Consider the following 22,094-nt stretch of genomic DNA (forward strand, 5'->3'; position numbering starts at 1 on the left):
AACACCCGGAGAGCCCTCGACCAGCCGCCGTACGCTCTCATTAAGGTCACATTGATGGACATGCAATCCCGAATTCGCCGGCTTTTCCAGGCCAGCATCGATACCAAGCAACAGGCGATGGACGTCCTTGCACCCTTTATCGAGCAGGCCAGCCAGGTCATGGTCAACGCCCTGCTCAACGAAGGCAAAATGCTTTCCTGCGGTAACGGCGGCTCGGCGGGCGATGCGCAGCACTTCTCCTCCGAACTGCTCAATCGCTTCGAGCGCGAAAGACCGAGTCTGCCGGCTATCGCCCTGACCACCGACAGCTCGACGATTACCTCGATCGCCAACGATTACAGCTACAACGAAATCTTTTCCAAACAGATCAGAGCCCTTGGTCAACCCGGTGACGTACTGCTGGCCATTTCCACCAGTGGTAACTCGGCGAACATTATTCAAGCCATCCAGGCCGCACATGATCGTGAAATGATTGTCGTAGCATTGACGGGACGCGACGGTGGCGACATGGCATCGCTATTATTGCCCGAAGACGTGGAAATCCGCGTCCCGGCCAATGTCACGGCACGCATACAAGAAGTCCATCTGCTGGCGATCCATTGCCTTTGCGATCTGATCGACAGCCAACTGTTCGGGAGTGAAGAATGACCCCTAATCGCCTCAGCCTACTGGCCCTGACACTGTGCCTCGCCATCAGTGGATGCAGCTCGGTTCTGACCGCTACACGTGACAATCCGATTGAGGACGACCGAGGAACAAGGACTTTCGGCAGCAAGATCGATGACTCGCTCATCGAAACCAAGGCCGCCGTAAACATCTCCAAGGCCAACCCCGACCTGGCCGAAGGCTCGCACATTGTCGTCACCAGCTTCAACGGCATCGTGCTGCTTGCCGGCCAGACGCCTCGCGCCGACCTCAAGGCCATTGCCGAACAGGCCGCCAGCTCCGTGCAGCGAGTCAAGAAGGTCAATAACGAACTGCAGGTCATGGAGCCTTCGTCTCTGCTGGCGCGCAACAACGATGCCTGGCTGACGACCAAGATCAAGACCCAGATGCTGGCAGATAACTCCATCCCCGGCTCGCGCATCAAGATCGTTACCGAAAACGGCATCGTCTTCATGCTCGGCCTGCTCACCCAGGCTGAAGCCAATCGCGCCACCAACCTGGTGCAGGGCGTCTCCGGCGTGCAGAAAATCGTCAAGCTGTTCGAGTACATCGACTGATAACCGAACGGCATGAAAAAAGGCGATCCATCCGGATCGCCTTTTTTCATTTCACTACTTTCAGACTTGGCCTGCCGCTCGGGCGCGGTGGCTCACTGTCCGGTGGCGGCGCATCCTCTTCCTGTTCGATCTCTTCCTCTTCCATCGGAGGCTCCAGATCGAACACCATGCCCTGTCCATTTTCCCGGGCATAAATCCCCAGAATGGCACCGATAGGCACATACAAGGTATGCGGTACACCGCCGAAACGGCCTTCAAAGCTGACCGCGTCGTTATCCATATGCAAATGACGTACGGCACTGGGCGAAACGTTCAGGACAATTTGTCCGTCATTGGCAAAACCCTGAGGGATCTGCACCGACGGGTATTCCGCATTGACCAATATATGCGGTGTGCAATCGTTATCGACGATCCACTCATAGAGAGCACGAATCAGATAAGGGCGACTGGAGTTCATCAACGGCTCCTTAAGCCTTAGCGCATCTCACGTTCGGCTGCAGACAGACTCGCCTGAAATGCCTCGCGCGCAAATTGGCGCTCCATGTAATCAAGCAACGGCTTGGCAGGCCGTGGCAATTCGATACCCAAGATCGGCAAACGCCAGAGTATGGGCAGTAGACAGCAATCGACGAGGCTTTGCTCGTCACTGAGGAAAAAAGCTTTTTCCGCAAACAACGGTGAAACCCCGGTCAGACTTTCACGCAATTCCTTGCGCGCCTGGACACGGGCAGATTCCTTGGTCCGCGAATCCAGAATCAGATCCACAAGACCACACCAGTCACGCTGAATCCGATGGATCAACAGGCGACTGTTGGCACGCGCCACAGGGTAAACCGGCAGCAAGGGCGGGTGCGGGTAACGCTCATCCAGATATTCCATCACCACCGTAGACTCGTACAACGCCAGGTCACGATCAACCAGGGTTGGCACGCTGCCATACGGATTCACTTCGATGAGCTGAGGCGGATGACGGCCCGCAACAACATCGATGATCTCGGCGCTTACACCCTTCTCAGCGAGCACGATGCGCACGCGATGGGAATAGTGGTCGGCGGGGTCGGAGTAACAGGCCAACCGATTGGTCACGCCCATGGCGATCCTCCTCGCTTGTTAATATTTATAGGCAGACAAACGAACGCGCCCCAGTGGTGCCCCCGATTATGACCGCGCAAAGACAGGTCGTCGTCGCGGGCGACAAGATAGCTCATTTACGCGAAGTAAATTCTGCAATCTTGCGCCGCCACTATACCCGCCTCGCAATCACTATCCGAATGGAGACGCCACTGGAGCGCTTGTGTCAGGGCGAAGCTACAGCTCGATCAATGAACATCCTTCCAGTATTCACGCTTGAGCAGATAAGCGAAGACAAAGAAGAAGGCCAGATAAAGCAACACATAAGCGCCTATGCGCTGATGCTGCAGTTTAACCGGATTGGCTGAATAGGCCAGAAAGGTCACCAGATTCTTGATCTTCTCATCGAACTGTTCCGGGTTCAGACTGCCGGTTTTCGGCACGATGGTCAGTTGATCGCAGGCCTCATGAGTCAGCGGCGCACCCGTCAGCGGGTCGTACTGCTTCTTGCCCTCCTCGACGACCTGCACCTGCTTGCAGCCTACAACCTGACGACCCTGGAGCCCGACCAGCACGTTGGGCATGCCGACATTGGGAAACACCCTGTTGTTCACTCCCCATGGCCGGGCCGGATCTTCGTAGAACGAGCGCAGATAGCCATAAAGCCAGTCCGTACCACGCACACGTGCCACCAGTGTCAGATCGGGTGGCGCAGCACCGAACCAGGTCTTGGCATCGTTTGGCTGCATGCCGATCTTCATGTGGTCACCGATCTTGGCTCCCGTGAACACCAGCTTTTCCAGCATCAGCTCATGGGGAATGCCCAGGTCATCGGCCACCCGCTCATAGCGCTGGTACTGGGCGCTGTGACAGCCCATGCAGTAGTTGGCGAACGTCCGTGCGCCATCCTGCATCGCGGCCTTGTCGGAGACGTCGATATCAACCTTTTCCAGCTCTGGACCACCATGTTCGGCGGCGAACGACAAGACAGGCAGAATCGCGAGAATCAATACAGCAAAGAGCTTTTTCATCAGCCAGTCACCCTTTCTGGAACCGGTTTGGTCTTCTCTAGCCGGGTATAGAACGGCATCAGAATGAAGTAGGCGAAGTACAGAAAGGTGCAGACCTGCGACAGCAGCGTGCGCTCGGGAGTTGGCGCCAGGACACCCAATACGCCCAGAATCACGAAGGCCACGCAGAACAGCAGCAGCCAGACCTTGCTCATCCATCCCTTGTAGCGCATCGACTTGACCGGACTGCGGTCGAGCCACGGCAACACGAACAGCACCGCGATGGCCGCACCCATGGCGATGACACCCATGAGCTTGTCGGGGATCGCCCGCAAGATCGCGTAGAACGGCGTGAAGTACCAGACAGGAGCAATATGCTCCGGTGTCTTGAAGGCGTTGGCCGGCTCGAAGTTAGGCTTTTCGAGGAAATAGCCGCCCATTTCCGGGAAGAAGAATACAATCGAACAAAAGACGAACAGGAACACCACCACGCCGACAATGTCTTTCACGGTGTAGTACGGATGGAAAGGAATGCCATCCAGAGGAATGCCGTTTTCATCCTTGAGCTTCTTGATGTCGACGCCATCCGGGTTATTGGAACCCACTTCGTGCAGCGCCAGGATATGCAGCACCACCAGGCCAAGCACCACAATCGGCAGGGCGACCACGTGCAGGGCGAAGAAGCGGTTCAGGGTGATCCCGGAAATCAGGTAGTCGCCACGAATCCATTGGGTGAGGTCATCACCGATCACCGGGATAGCGCCGAACAGCGAAATGATCACCTGCGCACCCCAGTAGGACATTTGCCCCCAGGGCAGCAGATAGCCCATGAAGGCCTCGGCCATCAGCGCCAGGTAAATCAGCATGCCGAACACCCAGACCAGCTCGCGCGGTTTCTGATACGAACCGTAGAGCAGGCCACGGAACATATGCAGGTAAACCACGATAAAGAACGCCGATGCGCCCGTTGAGTGCAGCAGACGCAGGATCGCGCCGTACTCGACATCACGCATGATGTATTCGACCGAAGCGAATGCCTCTTCCGCCGAAGGCGTGTAGCTCATGGTCAGCCAGACGCCGGTGAGGATCTGGTTGACCAGAACCAGCAGTGCCAGGGAACCGAAGAAGTAGAAGAAGTTGAAATTCTTTGGAGCGTAATATTTGCTGAGATGGTCTTCCCACATCTTTGTCGCGGGGAAGCGAGCATCGACCCAATCCATGAACTTGCTCATCACGCACCCTCCTTATCGACGCCAATGACAATGACACTGTCCGACTCATAGGAATGCGGGGGTACTGGCAGATTCAAGGGGGCGGGTTGCGACTTGTAGACCCGACCGGCCAAATCGTAATGAGAGCCGTGACAAGGACAGAAATAGCCTCCCACCCAGTCCTTGCCAAGATCGACAGGCGCTACTTCGGGACGGAAGGTTGGTGAACACCCCAGATGCGTACAGAGGCCGACCAGCAGCAGGATTTCCGGCTTGATCGAACGAACGACAGGGTCAACATACGAAGGCTGAACAGAAGCCTTGGACTCAGGATCGGATAACTGGCCGGTAAGCTTGCCGAGGTTATCCAGGATCTCCTTGGTACGACGAACAATGAATACCGGCTGACCACGCCATTCAGCAATCATCTGCTGTCCTGCTTCAATCTTGCTGATATTCACCTTGACCGGTGCCCCTGCGGCTTTCGCCTTGGCACTGGGGAACCATGACCCCACGAACGGGACCGCAGCCCCCACCGCTCCTGCTGCACCAACCACGGATGTGGCTGCCACGAGGAAGCGACGCCGGCCTGCATTCACGCCGTCATTGCTCATTCCGTCCTCTCCCATCAGCTATGTGGCCTGTTTAATCAGGCGTCTACTTACTTTCAATCTAGCTGTTTATAGATTTGGCCGGATGGTAAATAAAAACCCTTCAATAAACAAGGAAATAAGACCACATGAAAAGTAGGAAACGTTGTAAATCAAGGCTTCCAGCTGTGCGGCACGTTGTCACACTTATTTAACAGACATAAAAAAACGCCCAGCTCCGAAGAGGCTGGGCGTTCTTTTTGAACGAAGTGCGAATTAACGCTTCGAGTACTGCGGACGCTTACGCGCTTTACGCAGACCGACTTTCTTACGTTCAACTTCACGAGCGTCACGAGTAACGTAACCGGCTTTACGCAGGGCGCTACGCAGAGTTTCGTCGTATTGCATCAGAGCGCGAGTGATACCGTGGCGGATTGCGCCAGCCTGACCACTTACACCGCCACCGATAACGGTGACGTAGATGTCGAACTTTTCAACGGTTTCGGTCAGTTCCAGCGGCTGACGAACTACCATGCGGGCAGTTTCGCGGCCGAAGAACACGTCCAGAGAACGGTTGTTGATCGAGATGTTACCAGTGCCCGGACGCAGGAAAACGCGTGCGGTTGCGGTCTTGCGACGGCCAGTGCCGTAATTTTGAGTCGCCGACATAATGAACTATTCCGTTAAAACTTCAGTTCTTGGGGCTGCTGAGCAGTATGAGGGTGTACAGCGCCCGCATAGACTTTCAGCTTACGATACATGTCGCGACCCAGCGGGTTCTTAGGCAGCATGCCTTTGACCGCGGTCTCGATCACGCGCTCAGGAGCTTTATCGATCAGCTTTTCGAAGTTGATCGATTTGATCCCGCCCGGAAAACCGGAGTGAGAGTAGTAAATCTTGTCGGAAGCTTTAGCACCGGTAACGCGGATTTGCTCAGCGTTGATAACGACGATGTAATCACCGGTATCGACGTGCGGAGTGTATTCCGGTTTGTGCTTGCCACGCAGACGGCTCGCGATTTCGGTGGCCAGACGACCCAGGGTCTGACCAGCAGCGTCGACGACGAACCAGTCGCGCTTAACTGTTTCCGGTTTAGCAGTAAAAGTTTTCATTCTTTATAGCCTCAGGGGCCGCCTGAAAATGAGACGGCGGATCTTACTGAATAGTGCGTACTTTGACAAGTCAAAGGCAGCCGGAAACAGACGCTATCGGGGGCTCGGGTCAGCGCGTCCGTTATACGGCAAGATTCTTCGGCAGACGGCGCATCACTTCCACTGCAAAGAGCTGGCGGATTATACAGGCTGAAAAAATAACCTCAACCCTGATTTTCGGCTCGCGTGCGGTTTATTGCCCTGGCCGGCAGATCGCGGGCTCCCGCCCTGCAAGAGACCGCCATGGAGACTGGACACACCTGTCAAAAAATAAGACGATTCAGCCGTTGTTTGACCACTATTCCCTATAAGAACAAAGATTATGCCGATTCAACCAAGCGCCCCGTTGCGGCGCGTTAGCATTCTTGCCACCGACAAAGTGTTCGCTTCGACCCTGATGCAGGCCAAGGACTTCTTCCATCTGGCCAGCCTGCGGTACAGCAAGCAACTGGGTCACGGCTTCAAACCTGCCTTTGAAATTCGCCTGGTAAGCCCGGACGGACTTCCCGTCAGCAGCTTCAGCGACGTCACCCTGCCGGTAGACGGCCCGTTGTGCCCAAGCGACATTATCGTCCTGCCCGCATTCTGGGATGACTTCGACAGCCTGCTGCAACACTACCCGCAAGTCCTGCCCTGGCTACGTGAACAGCACGCCAGCGGCGCCGTGCTGTGCGGCGAAGCCACCGGGGTTTTCTGGCTGGCCGAGGCCGGCCTGCTGGATGGCAAGGAAGCCACGACCTACTGGCGCTTCTTCAATGCGTTCAGCGAAAGGTTTCCCCAGGTCCTGCTCAACCAGGAAAAGCACCTGACAGACGCCGACAACCTGTATTGCGCAGGCGGCACCACGTCAGCCTGCGACCTGTACATTTATCTGATCGAACGATTCTGCGGCTCGAACGTGGCCCAGGCCGTGGCCCGGGACATTCTCTATGAGGTACGGCGCAGTTATTCGCCAGGAAGAATCGGCTTTGGCGGCCAGAAGCTGCATCAGGATGTGATCATCCTGCAAATCCAGCACTGGCTCGAAGAACACTTCGCGGACAAGTTCCGCTTTGAAGACGTGGCCCGCAACCACGGCATGAGCATCCGCAACTTCATGCGCCGCTTCCAGGCTGCAACCGGTGACAAACCGCTACATTACCTGCAACGCCTGCGCATCGAAACAGCCAAGGGCCTGCTCTCGGGCACGCGAAAAAGCATCAAGACCATCAGCTATGAAATTGGCTACGACGACGCCAGCTTCTTCGCCCGCCTGTTCCGCCAGCACACCGAGCTATCGCCCAACCAGTACAGGCAGCAGTTCCAGCAGGCTGCCTGACGGCTGCATGCCGAAACTGCAAGCTACAAGCTGCAAGCAAGATCAAAAGCGGTATGCGGGGCGCTTTGACTTGCAGCTTAGAGCTTGCCGCTAGCCTCTAAGGCTTGTGCGCCCGCGCCAGGAATTCGTGGGACTGCATTTCCAGCAGGCGGCTCAAGGTACGTGCGAACTCGAACGTCAGGCGGCCACCGGTGTAAAGATCCTTCAACTCAACTTCAGCCGAGATGATCAGCTTGACGTTACGGTCGTAGAACTCATCGACCATGTTGATGAAGCGACGGGCGATATCGTCAGTGGTCACGCTCATCTGCTCGACATCGCTCAGCAGCACGGCATGGAAAATCTTGCCCAGTTCGATGTAGTCGTTCTGGCTGCGCGGCCCGTCGCACAGTTCGCGGAAGTTGAACCACGCCACATCGTCACAGGTACGCAGGGCACGGATTTCGCGGTTCTCGATCATCAGCACATCGTTTTCGATGGTCTGCGCGCACTCGGGAGTCAGGGCCTTGAAGCTTTTACGCAGGCTTTCCTCGGCGGCGGCATTGAGCGGGAAGTGAAACAGTTCGGCCTGCTCAAGATGGCGCAGACGATAGTCGACGCCGCTGTCGACGTTGACGATATCGGTGTTCTGCTTGATCAGGGCAATGGCCGGCAGGAAGCGGGCGCGCTGCAAACCGTCCTTGTACAGGCCATCAGGCACGATGTTGGAAGTCGCGACCAGCGTCACGCCATTCTTGAACAGCTCTTCCATCAGGGTGCCGAGGATCATGGCATCGGTGATATCGGAAACGAAGAACTCATCAAAACAGATCACCCGCGCCTCATCGGAAAAGCGCTTGGCGATGATGGTCAGCGGGTTTTTCTCGCCCTTGAGGGTGCGCATCTCCTCATGCACACGCTTCATGAAGCGGTGAAAGTGAGTACGCACCTTCTGGTTGAACGGCAAGGCGTCAAAGAAGGTATCGACCAGATAGGTCTTGCCCCGTCCGACGCCGCCCCAGAAATACAGCCCCTTGACCAGGGCCGGCTCTTTCTTGCCGAACAACTTGCCGAACATGCCCGGCTTGCTGTCGTTCGCCGCGACCAGATCTTCATAAAGACGCTGCAAGTGACGCACAGCGTTTTCCTGCGCGGCATCGTGGAAGAAGTCGGGGCGTTTCAGATCTGCTTGATATCGTTCTAGGGGCGTCATATTCGCTAACAAGGCAACAAAAAAGCGGGCCGTCACTGTAGCGACGGCCCGGGGGAATGGCAATCAGTCCTGCAAGGCTTTGAGTTCGGCCTTCAAGCGCTCAATACCGGCCTTGACCGCTTCAGGACTATCGAACTGGGGGCTTTCAGCCTTGCCATTGCCAAAAGCCACTTCAAAGTGAGCATCACATTCGATGATCAACGGCTCGCTCGCACCCAGCAGACTTTTACTGGCAATACCTGCCGTCTTGCCATCGGCAAACTTGCCCGACAGCAGCAATTGCTCGCCATCGGCGGCCAGCAGGCGGAAACGGAAACTGCCGTCGTCTTCGCGAAAACTGACGATCCGCGCCCCCTTGGCGGCCTTCTTCTTGCCGGCATCGACATTCTGTACAACGGTGCGGAATGAACGCAGGCCGACCGCTTCACGCAGCTCTTCAAGGAATGGAGTGGCAGCACGACGGGCTTTCTGGGCACCGGCCAGCAGGATGTCTTCCAGATCGGCCGGACGCTCGATCAGCGTAAGGTATTTCTCGCGAGCCTCGCTCAGTTCGCCATCCAGCAGCGTGAACAGACGATTCTTGGCCTCGCCCCAACCCAGCCCCTGCAACAGTTCGGAACGGAACTCGGCGGACTGTTCGGCACTGGAGAATGCCTGATAGAGCGTGAACAGGTGCGAATTGTCCGGATCCTTGGCTTCGCCGGGGGCACGCGAGTCGGTGACGATGCGCGAAATCGCGTCCTTCATGTCCTTGGCGCTGCTGAACAACGGAATGGTGTTGTCGTAGCTCTTCGACATCTTGCGGCCATCCAGACCGGGCAGCGTGGCAACGCTTTCCTCGATCAGGGCCTCAGGCATGACAAAGAACTCCTTGCCCTTGCCGAACAGGTGGTTGAAACGCTGGCCGATGTCACGCGCCATTTCAACGTGCTGGATCTGATCGCGACCGACCGGCACTTTGTGAGCGTTGAACATCAGGATGTCGGCAGCCATCAGCACCGGATAGCTGTACAGCCCCATGCTGACACCCGCATCCGGGTCTTCGCCGGTCTCGACGTTCTTGTCCACGGAAGCCTTGTAGGCGTGAGCGCGGTTGAGCAGGCCCTTGGCGGCCACACAGGTCAGCAACCAGGTCAGCTCCGGGATCTCGGGAATATCGGACTGACGATAGAAAGTCACGCGCTCGACATCCAGACCGGCAGCCAGCCAGGTTGCAGCGATTTCCAGGCGCGAACGCTGGATGCGCTGTGGATCGTCGCACTTGATCAAGGCGTGGTAGTCCGCCAGGAAGTAGAACGAATCGACATCCTTCTGGCGGCTGGCGACGATGGCCGGGCGAATCGCGCCCGCATAGTTGCCCAGATGGGGAGTGCCGGTGGTGGTGATACCGGTCAGGATACGAGTAGTCATGGCAGGTCGCTTATTCTATGGCTGCAATCAATTCGAGAGACGCGGCAGGACCAGATCCTTGAGGTCGGTCAGCTTGCCGTGGAAAAAGTGTCCGCATTCTGCCACTTTCAGCAGCTCATGGGGGCGTTGCAGGCGCGCAGACCATGCATAGACCATTTGCGGGTCCACGACTTCGTCGGCGTCCGGCTGAATGAGGGTCAACGGACAGTTCTGCGGCAAGACGTCCTGATCCTGCAAACGCGATGCGGCGGCAGCGATCATGAACAGATGTTTCAGTTTTTCCCCTTGCGCCTCCAGGCGTCCGCCCAGCGTGGCCGACACATAGCCGCCAAAGGAAAAGCCCAGCAGGGTCATGGGCAGGTCCGGCTTTTGCTCACGCAGCCACTGCGCTGCCGCGAACGCATCCTCGACCTCTTCGGCGCCCGCAACCGAGGTGCCGGCGCTGGCACCGACGCCACGATAATTGAAACGCAAGGTAACAAGCCCGGCATCGCGTGCAGTACGCTGCAACGTCGAAACCACTTTATTGAGCATCGTTCCGCCCTGGATCGGGTTAGGATGGCAAATCAGCGCAATGCCCACGGCATCGGGCAGATCCTGATAAAGCGCCTCAAGCTGGCCTTCGGGGCCATCAATGAATATGGGGGTTTCACGCATGGACAAAATAAACTCCGTGACCTCGAATTGGATCGACTCGTCTAGCTGATTGTCTGTGGCTGACCTATAAGCGACGTGTCGCGGGTATACAGCGCAGGTTAGAGCCGTTAACGTAAAGCAAAGCCGTTTATAGAGGAAGGACTCGTGGAACACTCGCTCTTAGTTTGGTTGTTGCCGACTCTTGCCCTGGTTGCCGGTGTCGTCATTGGTTTCCTGGTCGCACGTCTGCTGCCCAATACCGTTCCGAATAACACCCAGCGTCAGCTGGATAGCATTCAGGAGCGCTTCGATACCTATCAGAACGAGGTGGTCACTCACTTCAACAGCACGGCTAGCCTTGTACAAAAACTGTCGCAAAGCTATCAGGAAGTCCAGGAGCATCTTGCCGAGGGCGCCAACCGTCTGGCCCTTGACGAGCTGACTCGCCAACGCCTGCTGGCAGCCTTGCACCCAGAGGCTCATCAGCCAGCATCCCGCGACCGTCTCACCCCGCCACGCGACACAGAAGCGCCAAAGGACTATGCACCCAAGGCCCCCAACACTCCAGGCATGCTGGATGAACATTACGGGCTGAAAAAGCCGTAAGCGGCCAGTAACCGAAAAAGCCCGCCACTCGGATCGAATGGCGGGCTTTTTTGTATCTGCTAGCAGCAGAAACATCCTACGCATTTTCAGGATCGCAGCGCCTGTGTCTCTGTTGAGTGCGCCGTTATTCTTTTCTCCAACGTCGGAGAAAGAAAATGAAGACCCTGAACATAATCGTCGCCTGCCTGTTGCTGTCGGGCTGCATTGCCGGTGACTGCATACGCAACTGCTACATCATGGGCAAGAAAGATCCTGATCTTCTGTACAAATGCGAAATGGACCCCAACAGATACGATTGCCCGGTACAACGATAAAAAACACGCCAAATCAAAACACCCAAGTATATATCTCAAAAGGTGCGAGCCAGATTTTCTCCTTCTTTTTCGGCCTGTGTCGCCCGGGTACAAAATCAACACGAGCCCAGCGCAGATCACCTGCACGCCCATCATAAATGACCAGATTACCGTCATCCTGAATGGCCATATGGCTGTGATGCCAGTGCGAAGTGTCAGTGGTGTGGGTGCTTTCGGCTATCCAGAGCCTTGCCCTGGCCGGGTCGTAGAGAAAGCCGCTGTTACTGACGACAAACCACGGAGCGCCTCGCTGCTTGCGGGAAAGTGTAAGACTGTAGGCCTGGTTACTGTCTGCTACCCATACGACAGGACCATTGTCCTTGATAACCAGATTGCCATCGCCCTGCAATTCAAGACGAAAACGCCCATTGGGCGACTGCAGAAACTGTCCCGGAAGCATTTTTTGATTCGGCGGCAATACCGGCGACCCGTTACTTTGAAACCAACCATATTGAATGCTCATGCTTTCACCTTCGAAGTGATAATGAGCACTTAACTAACCAGCAGGCGGGGATGGATAGGCGATAAATATATATCGCACTAAATTTGCGTGTTGCGAGGTTTTACAGGAGTGTTTTTGGGCGAATGAACTCGCTCCTGCAAAGGCGGCGCAGGAGCGAGTTCACTGGCGAAGGGTGTTTAGATCGCGCCGCGGCTACGCAACAGATCCAGCACCAGTTTGACGCCCTCTTCCACGCTCAGGGTTTGCGTGTCGATGGTGAGGTCGGCATCCAGCGGTACATCGTACGGGAAGGACTCACCCGGGATGTTGTCGCCATCAGCGGCATACAGGCCCTGAGGATCACGTTCGCGGCAGACGCTTGGCGAAGCCTGGACGTAGACGGTCAGCAGACGCTCCTTGCCGATCAGCGCCTTGACGCGCTCACGGCCTTCGGCATCCGGTGCAACGAAAGCAGCCAGGGTCAGCAGGCCGGCTTCGTTGAACTGACGTGCTACGTGAGCCGCACGGCTCCAGTTCTCGGTACGACCGGCACGGTTCTGTGGCAGACCTTTATTCAGGTCGTGACGCAGGTTCTGGCCATCGAGCACATAGACCGCACGGCCCATGTCGAACAGCTTGCGCTCGACCGCGTAGGCCAGCGTACTTTTGCCAGCGCCCGACAGGCCGCTGAACAACACGGTAGCCGGTTGCTGACCGAAGCGCTGGGCACGCTCCTGGGTCGATACGTGAGCCAGATCGCCATGGTGATTGGCACCACCGGCACTGACCGGCTTGGCGATGATCATGCCCGCCGCAACGGTACCGTTGGTCAGGCGATCGATAACGATGAACGCCCCCGTAGTGCGGTTGCTTTCGTAGCCGTCCAGCGCGATAGGTGCATCGAGGCTGATCTTGACCCGACCGATCTCGTTCAACTGCAGCGAGCTGGCAGGACCTTCGACCAGGGTATTCACATCGACGCGATGGGTGATGCTGGCAATCGAGCCCGGGACATAGCTGGTAGCACGCTTGATGTCGTACTTCTTGCCCGGCAGCATCGGCTCTTCGGCCATCCAGACCAGCATCGCATCGAACGCATCGCTGACCTGCGGAACGTTGTCGGCATGCACCAACAGGTCACCACGGGAAATATCGATCTCGTCTTCCATGGTCAGGGTTACGGCCTGACCCGGACCGGCATGCTCCAGCTCACCCTCGAAGGTGACGATGGATTTGACGCGGCTGCTCTTGCCCGACGGCAGCACAACGATTTCGTCGCCCTTGTGCACGATGCCGCTGGCCAGAGTACCGGCGAAACCACGGAAGTTCAGGTTTGGACGGTTGACGTACTGCACCGGGAAACGCAGGTCCGCATAGTTGCGGTCGTTGGCGATTTCCACGGTTTCGAGAATTTCCATCAACGACTGACCGGTGTACCAGGGCGAACGCTCGCTCTTGTTCACCACGTTGTCGCCCTTGAGCGCCGACATTGGCACGAACGCCATGGTGGTCGGCTTGAAGGCCAGACCTTCGGCGAACTTCAGGTAATCGGCCTTGATCGACTCGAAGATGCTTTCATCGAAGCCATTGAGGTCCATCTTGTTGATGGCGACGACAATGTGCTTGATACCCAGCAACGAGGCGATGTAGCTGTGACGGCGCGTCTGGGTCTGCACGCCATAACGGGCGTCGACCAGAATGATCGCCAGATCGCAGGTCGATGCACCGGTTGCCATGTTACGGGTGTACTGCTCGTGGCCCGGTGTATCGGCGATGATGAACTTGCGCTTGGCAGTAGAGAAGTAGCGATAGGCGACATCGATGGTGATGCCCTGCTCACGCTCGGCCTGCAGGCCATCGACCAGCAACGCCAGGTCAACGTCATCGCCAGTGGTGCCGGACTTCTTGGAATCGCGGGTAATGGCTTCCAGGTGATCCTCGTAGATCATCTTGGAATCATGCAGCAGACGCCCGATCAGCGTGCTCTTGCCGTCATCGACGTTGCCACAGGTAAGAAAGCGCAGCATTTCCTTGCGTTCGTGCTGGCCCAGATAGGCGAGGATGTCCTCGCTGATCAATTCAGATTGATGCGACATTTGACACCCCTTAGAAATAGCCTTGACGTTTCTTTTCTTCCATCGAACCAGCGCCATCGTGGTCGATGACCCGGCCCTGGCGTTCGGAAGTTCGCGTCAGGAGCATTTCCTGGATGATGTCGGTCAGGCTGGTGGCTTCGGACTCTACTGCGCCGGTCAGCGGGTAGCAGCCCAGGGTACGGAAGCGCACTTTTTTCTTGACGATGCGGGCCTTTTCCTCGTCGGTGAGGTGCTCGAGGATACGTTCGTCGTCGATCATGATCAGCGTGCCGTTTTTCTCGATCACGTCGCGTTCGGCGGCGAAATAGAGCGGTACGATCGGGATGCCTTCAAGGTAGATGTACTGCCAGATGTCCAGCTCGGTCCAGTTCGACAGCGGGAAGACGCGGATCGACTCGCCTTTGTTGACGTTGCCGTTGTACACGTTCCACAGCTCGGGACGCTGGTTCTTCGGGTCCCAGCGATGCTTGCTGTCACGGAACGAATAGACACGTTCCTTGGCCCGGGATTTCTCTTCGTCACGACGTGCGCCGCCAAAAGCTGCGTCAAAACCATGCTTGTCCAGAGCCTGCTTGAGGCCCTCGGTCTTCATGATATCGGTGTGCTTGGCACTGCCGTGAGTGAAAGGGTTGATGCCCTGCGCAACACCGTCCGGGTTGACGTGGGTGATCAGATCCAGGCCCATCTCCTCGACCATCTGGTCGCGGAAGCGATACATTTCCTGGAATTTCCAGCGGGTATCGACGTGCATGACCGGGAAGGGCAGCTTGCCCGGGAAGAATGCCTTGCGTGCCAGATGCAGCATCACGGCAGAGTCCTTGCCGATCGAGTACAACATCACGGGGTTGTCGAACTCGGCGGCGACCTCGCGGATGATGTGGATGCTTTCCGCCTCCAGCTGTTTCAGATGCGTCAGTTTGTCAACCATGGTTACTCACGGATTGCAATCGTTGTGGGCCGGGAAGAATTCCCCCGGGCGGCCAGCGGGCCGTATTCGAGGCGCGCACTTTATCATGACGGATACCGTCTAATCAGCGCACCGGATAGATCGAAACGATCTATACATATAGCCCCTCGTTTGGATCTCATCGATCCGCCGCCACCGACTAGATCGGGTTCGGGCAGTCGATGAAAATATGTTCGAGCGCAAAACGCCGCGCCAGATAGTCGCCCAGCGCCTGTACGCCGTAACGTTCGGTCGCGTGGTGGCCGGCTGCAATAAAGCTGATGTCGTTCTCTCGGGCACTGTGAAAGGTCTGCTCCGAGGCTTCGCCGCTGAGGAACAGATCCACGCCTTCAAGCACCGCCTGATCGATATAGCCCTGCCCGCCGCCGCTGCACCAGCCGACCCGGCGAATCATCTGACTGCCTTCGATCAGCAGCGGCTCACGCCCCAGCGCCTCCTGCACCCGGCGGGCGAAGTCACGCGCAGTGACAGGCTCGGCAAGCGAACCGACCAGGCCGACCACCCGCGAATTTTCAGGATCCAGCGGACCTTCGACCGTGATATCCAGTTGGCGAGCCAACTGCACGTTATTGCCCACCTCCGGGTGCACATCCAGCGGCAGGTGATAAGCCAGCAGGCTGATGTCGTGCTTGAGCAAGGTCTTCAAGCGGCGCTGCTTCATGCCAACCACACAAGGGTTTTCGCCCTTCCAGAAATATCCATGGTGGACCAGGATCAGATCGGCATGAGCCTCGACAGCCGCATCCAGCAAGGCCTGGCTGGCCGTCACGCCACTGACGATACGCATGACCTGCGGGCGACCTTCGACCTGCAGACCATTGGGGCAGTAATCCTGAATGCGCGCACTATTGAGATAGCGGTCGGCCTCTTCGACCAGGGTGTTCAGGGCAACAGCCATAAAAGACTCCTAAATATGCAGCAGAGCTGCTGTGTACTCGTATAATGCCCGCCATTATGGCGCACCCGCGGAAAAATCTTTGCGCCAGTAACTATCAGGACTTGCTCAATGTTAAAGGCACTGCGCTTTTTCGGCTGGCCATTGCTGGCTGGCGTGCTCATCGCCATGTTGATTATCCAGCGCTACCCGGAATGGGTCGGGCTGCCCAGCCGGGATGTAAATCTGCAACAGGCTCCCAAGATCACCACCGTGATGCAGGGGCCGACGTCCTACGCCGACGCTGTGAGTGCTGCTGCGCCAGCCGTGGTCAATCTCTATACCACCAAGATGGTCAACAAGAGCAACAACCCGATCTTTGAAGACCCTCAGTTCCGCAGGTTCTTCGGCGACAACACGCCCAAGCAGAAACGCATGGAGTCCAGCCTCGGCTCGGGCGTGATCATGAGCCCCGAAGGCTATCTGCTGACCAACAACCACGTTACTACCGGCGCCGACCAGATCGTGGTCGCCCTCAAGGACGGCCGCGAAACCATCGCCCGGGTAATCGGCAACGATCCCGAAACCGATCTGGCCGTACTGAAGATCGACCTGAAAAACCTGCCGGCCATTACCATCGCCCGCTCCGACAGCATCCGCATCGGCGACGTGGCACTGGCCATCGGCAACCCGTTCGGGGTCGGTCAGACCGTCACCATGGGCATCATCAGCGCAACTGGCCGTAACCAGTTGGGCCTCAATACCTACGAAGACTTCATCCAGACCGACGCTGCCATCAACCCTGGCAACTCGGGCGGAGCACTGGTCGATGCGCTCGGCAACCTGACCGGTATCAATACCGCGATCTTCTCCAAGTCAGGCGGTTCGCAGGGGATTGGCTTTGCAATCCCGACCAAACTGGCAATGGACGTCATGAAATCGATCATCGAGCATGGTCAGGTGATTCGTGGCTGGCTGGGCATCGAAGTTCAACCGTTGACCCAGGAACTGGCCGACTCCTTCGGTTTGAAAGATCGCCCGGGCATTGTGGTGGCCGGTATCTTCCGCGATGGCCCGGCGCAGAAAGCGGGTCTGCAACTGGGTGATGTGATCCTGAGTATCAATGGCGAACCGGCCGGTGATGGCCGACGCTCCATGAATCAGGTGGCGCGTACCAAGCCCAAGGACAAGATCGCAATCGATGTGATGCGCAATGGCAAGGAGTTGCGCCTGAGCGCCGAGGTGGGTCTGCGTCCGCCACCGGCACCGACGCCGGTCGCTAAAGAACAGTGAAACGTTCTTCGCGAATGAATTCGCTGCCACCCATGCGGTAGGTAGCGAATTCATTCGCGAAAGGGCTAGATCCCGCTCAATCCGTCCAGCAACGCCTGGTTCTGCTCGGCAGTACCAATGCTGATCCGCAGGAACTGGGCGATCCGCTCCTGCTTGAAGTGACGCACGATAACGCCCTGCTCGCGCAGCTTCGCCGCCAGACCCGCCGCATCGTGTTGCGGGTGACGGGCAAAGATGAAGTTGGCCGCCGAAGGCAGTACTTCAAAACCCATCCCTTCCAGCTTCTCGACCAGGCCTTCGCGACTGGCGATCACTTGATTGCGAGTCGACTCAAAGTGTTCGCGGTCCTCGAATGCAGCTGTCGCGCCAACAATCGCCAGACGATCCAGTGGATAGGAGTTGAAGCTGTTCTTGACCCGCTCCAGCGCCTCGATCAGGTCCGGATGCCCCACCGCAAACCCGACCCGCAGCCCGGCCAGCGAGCGCGACTTGGACAGCGTCTGGGTGACCAGCAGGTTCGGATAACGATCAACCAGCGCTATCGCAGTCTCGCCACCGAAGTCGACATACGCCTCATCGACCACTACCACCGAGTCAGGACTGGCCTTGACGATCTGCTCCACTGCTTCGAGCGGCAACAGGCAACCGGTAGGCGCGTTCGGGTTGGGGAAGATGATGCCCGCATTCGGCCTGGCGTAGTCGGCGACCCGGATCTGGAACTGTTCGTCCAGGGCGACGGCATCGTACTCAATGCCGTACAGGCCGCAATACACCGGATAGAAGCTGTAGCTGATATCCGGGAACAGCAGCGGCTTGTCGTGCTGGAACAACGCATGAAAAATGTGCGCCAGCACTTCGTCGGAGCCATTGCCCAGAAACACCTGGCTGGCCTGTACACCGTAATACCCGGCAACCGCCTGCTTGAGCAGGTCGCTGTTGGGGTCCGGGTACAGACGCAGGTCATCGGTCAATGCCGCACGCATCGCCTCAAGCGCCTTGGGCGAAGGGCCGTACGGGTTTTCATTGGTATTGAGCTTGACCAGCTTGGTCAGCTTCGGCTGCTCGCCCGGCACATAAGGCACCAGACTGCTGACGAAAGGACTCCAGAATTTACTCATTACTTGCCTTCCTCTGTGCTGCCTGCTTTCCAGTCGGGATCAGTGATGCGGTACTCGGCACTGCGGGCATGCCCGGTCAGCGATTCGCCACGGGCCAGGACCGAAGCGGTCTTGCCCAGTTCGGAGGCGCCCTGTGGCGAGCAGTAGATGATCGATGAGCGCTTCTGGAAGTCATAGACCCCCAGCGGTGATGAAAAACGTGCCGTGCCGGAAGTCGGCAGGACATGGTTCGGACCGGCGCAGTAGTCGCCAAGGGCCTCGGAAGTATGGCGCCCCATGAAAATCGCACCGGCGTGGCGGATCTGCGGCAGCCAGGCCTCTGGATCGGCGACCGACAGCTCAAGGTGCTCTGGCGCAATACGGTTGGCCACATCGATGGCCTGTTGCATATCGGCAACCTTGATCAAGGCGCCACGACCATTGATCGAGGTTTCGACAATCGCGGCACGCTCCATGGTCGGCAACAGCCTGGTGATGCTGGCAGCAACCTTGTCGAGGAATTCGGCATCGGGGCTGACCAGAATCGCCTGGGCATCTTCGTCATGCTCGGCCTGGGAGAAGAGGTCCATGGCAATCCAGTCGGGATCGGTCTGGCCATCGCACACCACAAGGATTTCCGAAGGGCCGGCAATCATGTCGATACCGACCTGACCAAAAACATGGCGCTTGGCGGTGGCGACATAAATATTGCCGGGACCAACTACCTTATCTACCTGCGGCACGCTTTCAGTGCCGTATGCCAGAGCGGCAACCGCCTGCGCACCACCAATGGTGAAGACCCGATCAACACCGGCGATGCAGGCAGCAGCCAGTACCAGCTCGTTGATCTCGCCACGCGGGGTCGGCACGACCATGACCACTTCAGCCACACCGGCCACTTTGGCCGGGATTGCGTTCATCAGGACCGACGAAGGATAGGAAGCCTTGCCGCCCGGTACATACAGCCCGGCACGATCCAGCGGCGTGACTTTCTGGCCAAGCACCGTGCCATCGGCCTCGGTGTAGCTCCAGGAGTCCTGCTTCTGTTTCTCGTGATAGCTGCGCACGCGGGCAGCAGCCGTTTCCAGGGCCTGACGCTGCGCAGGGGAAATGCGTGTCAGCGCCAGCTCAAGGCGCTCGCGAGGCAGGATGAGGTCAGCCATCGACGCCACTTGCAGGCCATCGAAACGCTCGGTGAACTCGACCAGGGCTGCGTCACCACGCTCACGCACCGCCTTGATGATGTCGAGCACACGCTGGTTGACCGAATCGTCAGACACACTTTCCCAGCTCAGCAGATGATCCAGATGTCGTGCGAAATCCGGATCGGTAGCGTCGAGTCGGCGTATTGCAGTGGCAGTGGTCATAGCGGAGATCTCAATAAGTGGCGGATGCTCAGGTGCCATAAGCTACCAAGCTATCCGCGCAGGCACCTGAGAAATTTGGCTATGACACGGATAGCTGGACGCGACTCAAGGCCGCGCGATCGGATCAGCCGCGGTGTCGCGACTCCACTGCCTTGCGCAGGGTGTCGATGAGCGCCTGGATGCGCGCATGCTGCATTTTCATGGAAGCCTTGTTCACCACCAGCCGCGAACTGATGGTTGCGATCAGCTCCTGAGGCTCAAGACCGTTGGCCCGCAAGGTATTGCCGGTATCGACCACGTCGATGATCTTGTCGGCCAGGCCGATCAGCGGTGCCAGCTCCATCGAACCATACAGCTTGATGATATCGACCTGACGGCCCTGTTCGGCGTAGTAGCGCTTGGCGACATTCACGAACTTGGTCGCCACCCGCAGGCGGCCCTTGGGCTCTACTGCGCCGATGGCTCCAGCGGTCATGAGCTTGCACTGGGCAATCTGCAGATCCAGAGGCTCATACAGCCCCTGGCCGCTGTACTCCATCAACACATCCTTGCCCGCGACACCAAGATCGGCAGCGCCATGCTCGACATAGGTCGGCACATCGGTAGCGCGCACGATCAACAGGCGCACATCGGCCTGGGTCGTGGGGATGATCAGCTTGCGGCTCTTGTCCGGATTCTCGGTCGGCACAATGCCCGCTTCAGCAAGAAGCGGCAGTGTATCGTCGAGGATACGGCCCTTGGACAGTGCGATGGTCAACATGGAAAACGTAAGTCCTTATCAGGAAACTTTTGCCCTGGGCAAATGGCCCGGAACAACACTTGAGCCCGACACGGCAGGCTCAAGGTGAAACGAATCAGAAAATCACACCGGCAACTCCACTGCCCCGCAAGGCAGTGGAATCACATGTTACTAGCCCGGAACGCGGCGGATTTTAGCGCCCAGCATTTGCAGCTTCTCTTCGATGCACTCGTAACCACGGTCTATGTGGTAGATGCGATCGATCAGGGTATCGCCCTGGGCAACCAGTGCCGAGATTACCAGACTGGCCGATGCACGCAGGTCGGTCGCCATTACTGGCGCGCCCTTGAGCACTTCGGTACCGGTCACGATTGCCGTATTACCTTCGACCTGGATCTGCGCGCCCATGCGATGCATTTCATAGACATGCATGAAGCGGTTTTCAAAGATGGTCTCGATAACCGCACCGGTGCCTTCAGCAATCGCATTGAGCGAGATGAACTGCGCCTGCATGTCGGTCGGGAACGCCGGATAAGGCGCGGTACGCACGTTGACCGCCTTCGGGCGCTTGCCGTGCATGTTCAGCTCGATCCAGTCGTTGCCGCTGGTGATTTCGGCACCGGCTTCCTGAAGCTTGAGCAATACCGCTTCGAGGATCGTCGGATCGGTGTCCTTGACCTTGACACGGCCACCGGTGGCAGCAGCGGCAACCAGGTAAGTACCGGTTTCGATACGGTCCGGCATGACCTTGTAGGTGGCGGAACCCAGGCGCTTAACGCCATCGATGGTGATGGTATCGGTACCGGCACCCTGGATTTTCGCACCCATGGCGATCAGGAAGTTCGCCAGATCGACCACTTCAGGCTCACGGGCGGCGTTCTGCAGAACGCTGCGGCCGTTTGCCAGACTGGCGGCCATCATGATGTTCTCGGTACCGGTCACGCTCACGGTATCGAAGAAGAAGTTGGCGCCACGCAGGCCGCCTTCAGGCGCCTTGGCCTTGATGTAGCCGCCTTCGACGTCAATGATTGCGCCCATGGCCTCAAGACCACGGATGTGCAGGTCGACCGGACGCGAACCGATGGCACAGCCACCCGGCAGCGCGACTTCAGCCTCGCCGAAACGGGCAACCATCGGACCCAGTACCAGGATCGACGCACGCATGGTTTTCACCAGTTCGTACGGTGCGACCAGTGTCTTGATAGTGCGCGGGTCGATCTCGACGCTGAGCTTTTCGTCGATGACAGGCTCGATGCCCATCCGGCCGAACAGCTCGATCATGGTGGTGATGTCGTGCAGGTGCGGCAGGTTCTGGACGGTTACCGGCCCATCAGCCAGCAGCGTTGCCGAGAGAATCGGCAGGGCGGAGTTCTTTGCCCCGGAAATGCGAATTTCGCCATCAAGACGAACGCCGCCGGTAATAATCAATTTATCCATTAGAATCTCGA

24 protein-coding genes are annotated in these 22,094 nt (G+C 57.7%); 6 read left to right on the forward strand and 18 right to left on the reverse strand.

Annotation, left to right across the window (positions count from 1 at the left end):
• Positions 1-54: 54 nt before the first annotated feature.
• Positions 55-648, forward strand: a complete 594-nt coding sequence (locus tag ALQ04_RS17760; RefSeq protein WP_122317055.1) for a phosphoheptose isomerase — start codon at positions 55-57, stop codon at positions 646-648.
• Positions 645-1,223, forward strand: coding sequence for a BON domain-containing protein (locus ALQ04_RS17765; RefSeq protein ID WP_122317056.1), 579 nt, complete (start codon positions 645-647; stop codon positions 1,221-1,223). Before ALQ04_RS17760 ends, ALQ04_RS17765 begins: the two co-directional genes overlap by 4 nt.
• A 46-nt stretch (positions 1,224-1,269) precedes the next feature.
• On the opposite strand, the gene ALQ04_RS17770 is transcribed toward ALQ04_RS17765, so the two are convergent.
• The 7 genes from ALQ04_RS17770 to rplM all read right to left on the reverse strand — a co-directional run bounded on the left by ALQ04_RS17770 (position 1,270) and on the right by rplM (position 6,217).
• A complete protein-coding gene (locus tag ALQ04_RS17770) occupies positions 1,270-1,680 on the reverse strand; it encodes a ClpXP protease specificity-enhancing factor (RefSeq protein ID WP_122317057.1) in 411 nt (136 codons plus the stop codon).
• 17 nt (positions 1,681-1,697) lie between these two features.
• Positions 1,698-2,315, reverse strand: a complete 618-nt coding sequence (locus tag ALQ04_RS17775; RefSeq protein ID WP_122317058.1) for a glutathione S-transferase N-terminal domain-containing protein — start codon at positions 2,313-2,315, stop codon at positions 1,698-1,700.
• A 227-nt stretch (positions 2,316-2,542) separates the two neighbouring features.
• Positions 2,543-3,325: a cytochrome c1 gene (locus ALQ04_RS17780; RefSeq protein ID WP_122317059.1), complete on the reverse strand. Its 783-nt coding sequence runs from the start codon at positions 3,323-3,325 to the stop codon at positions 2,543-2,545.
• A complete protein-coding gene (locus ALQ04_RS17785; RefSeq protein ID WP_122317060.1) occupies positions 3,325-4,536 on the reverse strand; it encodes a cytochrome bc complex cytochrome b subunit in 1,212 nt (403 codons plus the stop codon). The genes ALQ04_RS17780 and ALQ04_RS17785 overlap by 1 nt, the downstream gene beginning before the upstream one ends.
• Positions 4,536-5,129 (reverse strand): ubiquinol-cytochrome c reductase iron-sulfur subunit, encoded by a 594-nt coding sequence (gene petA, locus ALQ04_RS17790; protein WP_122317061.1) that lies wholly within the window; start codon positions 5,127-5,129, stop codon positions 4,536-4,538. Before petA ends, ALQ04_RS17785 begins: the two co-directional genes overlap by 1 nt.
• Before the next feature lie 252 nt (positions 5,130-5,381).
• Complete coding sequence (gene rpsI / locus ALQ04_RS17795) at positions 5,382-5,774, reverse strand: 30S ribosomal protein S9 (protein WP_025261753.1); 393 nt, start codon at positions 5,772-5,774, stop codon at positions 5,382-5,384.
• Between the two features lie 14 nt (positions 5,775-5,788).
• Entirely contained in the window at positions 5,789-6,217 is a 429-nt protein-coding gene (gene rplM, locus ALQ04_RS17800; protein ID WP_025261754.1) for a 50S ribosomal protein L13, read from the reverse strand.
• A 460-nt stretch (positions 6,218-6,677) separates the two neighbouring features.
• Between rplM and ALQ04_RS17805 the strand changes: the two genes are divergently transcribed.
• On the forward strand, positions 6,678-7,574 hold the full coding sequence (locus ALQ04_RS17805; RefSeq protein WP_183142219.1) for a GlxA family transcriptional regulator: 897 nt from the start codon (positions 6,678-6,680) through the stop codon (positions 7,572-7,574).
• 97 nt (positions 7,575-7,671) lie between these two features.
• Here the strand turns inward: ALQ04_RS17805 and zapE are convergent, their stop codons facing one another.
• From zapE to ALQ04_RS17820, 3 genes are all read right to left on the reverse strand, one after another.
• Positions 7,672-8,766, reverse strand: coding sequence for a cell division protein ZapE (gene zapE / locus ALQ04_RS17810; RefSeq protein WP_122317063.1), 1,095 nt, complete (start codon positions 8,764-8,766; stop codon positions 7,672-7,674).
• 63 nt (positions 8,767-8,829) lie between these two features.
• Positions 8,830-10,176, reverse strand: a complete 1,347-nt coding sequence (locus ALQ04_RS17815) for a tryptophan--tRNA ligase (protein ID WP_122317064.1) — start codon at positions 10,174-10,176, stop codon at positions 8,830-8,832.
• 27 nt (positions 10,177-10,203) lie between these two features.
• Positions 10,204-10,833 carry an alpha/beta hydrolase gene (locus tag ALQ04_RS17820; protein ID WP_122317065.1) on the reverse strand — a complete coding sequence of 210 codons (630 nt, stop codon included), beginning with the start codon at positions 10,831-10,833 and terminating at the stop codon, positions 10,204-10,206.
• 144 nt (positions 10,834-10,977) lie between these two features.
• On the opposite strand from ALQ04_RS17820, the gene ALQ04_RS17825 reads away from it, so the two are divergent.
• Positions 10,978-11,418 carry a YhcB family protein gene (locus tag ALQ04_RS17825; protein ID WP_122317066.1) on the forward strand — a complete coding sequence of 147 codons (441 nt, stop codon included), beginning with the start codon at positions 10,978-10,980 and terminating at the stop codon, positions 11,416-11,418.
• 155 nt (positions 11,419-11,573) lie between these two features.
• Positions 11,574-11,732, forward strand: a complete 159-nt coding sequence (locus ALQ04_RS26955; protein ID WP_183142213.1) for a hypothetical protein — start codon at positions 11,574-11,576, stop codon at positions 11,730-11,732.
• A gap of 13 nt (positions 11,733-11,745) precedes the next feature.
• Here ALQ04_RS26955 and ALQ04_RS17830 read toward each other — a convergent pair whose 3' ends face one another.
• The 4 genes from ALQ04_RS17830 to ALQ04_RS17845 all read right to left on the reverse strand — a co-directional run bounded on the left by ALQ04_RS17830 (position 11,746) and on the right by ALQ04_RS17845 (position 16,174).
• Positions 11,746-12,234 (reverse strand): hypothetical protein, encoded by a 489-nt coding sequence (locus ALQ04_RS17830; RefSeq protein ID WP_259645043.1) that lies wholly within the window; start codon positions 12,232-12,234, stop codon positions 11,746-11,748.
• Positions 12,235-12,410: 176 nt separating this feature from the next.
• On the reverse strand, positions 12,411-14,309 hold the full coding sequence (gene cysN, locus ALQ04_RS17835; RefSeq protein ID WP_122317067.1) for a sulfate adenylyltransferase subunit CysN: 1,899 nt from the start codon (positions 14,307-14,309) through the stop codon (positions 12,411-12,413).
• 10 nt (positions 14,310-14,319) lie between these two features.
• Positions 14,320-15,237, reverse strand: a complete 918-nt coding sequence (gene cysD / locus ALQ04_RS17840; protein ID WP_117165803.1) for a sulfate adenylyltransferase subunit CysD — start codon at positions 15,235-15,237, stop codon at positions 14,320-14,322.
• Between the two features lie 178 nt (positions 15,238-15,415).
• Positions 15,416-16,174 (reverse strand): Nif3-like dinuclear metal center hexameric protein, encoded by a 759-nt coding sequence (locus ALQ04_RS17845; protein WP_122317068.1) that lies wholly within the window; start codon positions 16,172-16,174, stop codon positions 15,416-15,418.
• Between the two features lie 108 nt (positions 16,175-16,282).
• Between ALQ04_RS17845 and algW the strand changes: the two genes are divergently transcribed.
• Positions 16,283-17,443: a Do family serine endopeptidase AlgW gene (gene algW / locus ALQ04_RS17850; RefSeq protein WP_122317069.1), complete on the forward strand. Its 1,161-nt coding sequence runs from the start codon at positions 16,283-16,285 to the stop codon at positions 17,441-17,443.
• Between the two features lie 65 nt (positions 17,444-17,508).
• Here algW and hisC read toward each other — a convergent pair whose 3' ends face one another.
• The 4 genes from hisC to murA form a co-directional block, all read right to left on the reverse strand.
• Entirely contained in the window at positions 17,509-18,561 is a 1,053-nt protein-coding gene (hisC, locus tag ALQ04_RS17855; protein ID WP_122317070.1) for a histidinol-phosphate transaminase, read from the reverse strand.
• A complete protein-coding gene (gene hisD, locus ALQ04_RS17860) occupies positions 18,561-19,907 on the reverse strand; it encodes a histidinol dehydrogenase (protein ID WP_122317071.1) in 1,347 nt (448 codons plus the stop codon). Before hisD ends, hisC begins: the two co-directional genes overlap by 1 nt.
• A 124-nt stretch (positions 19,908-20,031) precedes the next feature.
• On the reverse strand, positions 20,032-20,667 hold the full coding sequence (gene hisG, locus ALQ04_RS17865; protein WP_122317072.1) for an ATP phosphoribosyltransferase: 636 nt from the start codon (positions 20,665-20,667) through the stop codon (positions 20,032-20,034).
• 150 nt (positions 20,668-20,817) lie between these two features.
• A complete protein-coding gene (murA, locus tag ALQ04_RS17870; RefSeq protein WP_122317073.1) occupies positions 20,818-22,083 on the reverse strand; it encodes a UDP-N-acetylglucosamine 1-carboxyvinyltransferase in 1,266 nt (421 codons plus the stop codon).
• Positions 22,084-22,094 lie beyond the last annotated feature (11 nt).

The sequence above is a fragment of the Pseudomonas cichorii genome, from assembly GCF_003700275.1.
Taxonomy (GTDB): domain Bacteria; phylum Pseudomonadota; class Gammaproteobacteria; order Pseudomonadales; family Pseudomonadaceae; genus Aquipseudomonas; species Aquipseudomonas cichorii_B.

Excerpts from the sequence above, each read along its gene's own strand:
- ALQ04_RS17765 (WP_122317056.1), top strand. The coding sequence starts at position 645 with ATGACCCCTAATCGCCTCAGCCTACTGGCCCTGACACTGTGCCTCGCC.
- rplM (WP_025261754.1), bottom strand. The coding sequence starts at position 6,217 with ATGAAAACTTTTACTGCTAAACCGGAAACAGTTAAGCGCGACTGGTTC.
- ALQ04_RS17775 (WP_122317058.1), bottom strand. The coding sequence starts at position 2,315 with ATGGGCGTGACCAATCGGTTGGCCTGTTACTCCGACCCCGCCGACCAC.
- hisC (WP_122317070.1), bottom strand. The coding sequence starts at position 18,561 with ATGAGTAAATTCTGGAGTCCTTTCGTCAGCAGTCTGGTGCCTTATGTG.
- ALQ04_RS17785 (WP_122317060.1), bottom strand. The coding sequence starts at position 4,536 with ATGAGCAAGTTCATGGATTGGGTCGATGCTCGCTTCCCCGCGACAAAG.
- zapE (WP_122317063.1), bottom strand. The coding sequence starts at position 8,766 with ATGACGCCCCTAGAACGATATCAAGCAGATCTGAAACGCCCCGACTTC.
- ALQ04_RS17845 (WP_122317068.1), bottom strand. The coding sequence starts at position 16,174 with ATGGCTGTTGCCCTGAACACCCTGGTCGAAGAGGCCGACCGCTATCTC.
- cysD (WP_117165803.1), bottom strand. The coding sequence starts at position 15,237 with ATGGTTGACAAACTGACGCATCTGAAACAGCTGGAGGCGGAAAGCATC.
- ALQ04_RS17770 (WP_122317057.1), bottom strand. The coding sequence starts at position 1,680 with ATGAACTCCAGTCGCCCTTATCTGATTCGTGCTCTCTATGAGTGGATC.
- murA (WP_122317073.1), bottom strand. The coding sequence starts at position 22,083 with ATGGATAAATTGATTATTACCGGCGGCGTTCGTCTTGATGGCGAAATT.
- ALQ04_RS17760 (WP_122317055.1), top strand. The coding sequence starts at position 55 with ATGGACATGCAATCCCGAATTCGCCGGCTTTTCCAGGCCAGCATCGAT.
- hisD (WP_122317071.1), bottom strand. The coding sequence starts at position 19,907 with ATGACCACTGCCACTGCAATACGCCGACTCGACGCTACCGATCCGGAT.
- ALQ04_RS26955 (WP_183142213.1), top strand. The coding sequence starts at position 11,574 with ATGAAGACCCTGAACATAATCGTCGCCTGCCTGTTGCTGTCGGGCTGC.
- algW (WP_122317069.1), top strand. The coding sequence starts at position 16,283 with ATGTTAAAGGCACTGCGCTTTTTCGGCTGGCCATTGCTGGCTGGCGTG.
- ALQ04_RS17815 (WP_122317064.1), bottom strand. The coding sequence starts at position 10,176 with ATGACTACTCGTATCCTGACCGGTATCACCACCACCGGCACTCCCCAT.
- cysN (WP_122317067.1), bottom strand. The coding sequence starts at position 14,309 with ATGTCGCATCAATCTGAATTGATCAGCGAGGACATCCTCGCCTATCTG.
- ALQ04_RS17780 (WP_122317059.1), bottom strand. The coding sequence starts at position 3,325 with ATGAAAAAGCTCTTTGCTGTATTGATTCTCGCGATTCTGCCTGTCTTG.
- ALQ04_RS17820 (WP_122317065.1), bottom strand. The coding sequence starts at position 10,833 with ATGCGTGAAACCCCCATATTCATTGATGGCCCCGAAGGCCAGCTTGAG.
- rpsI (WP_025261753.1), bottom strand. The coding sequence starts at position 5,774 with ATGTCGGCGACTCAAAATTACGGCACTGGCCGTCGCAAGACCGCAACC.
- hisG (WP_122317072.1), bottom strand. The coding sequence starts at position 20,667 with ATGTTGACCATCGCACTGTCCAAGGGCCGTATCCTCGACGATACACTG.
- ALQ04_RS17830 (WP_259645043.1), bottom strand. The coding sequence starts at position 12,234 with ATGAGCATTCAATATGGTTGGTTTCAAAGTAACGGGTCGCCGGTATTG.
- petA (WP_122317061.1), bottom strand. The coding sequence starts at position 5,129 with ATGAGCAATGACGGCGTGAATGCAGGCCGGCGTCGCTTCCTCGTGGCA.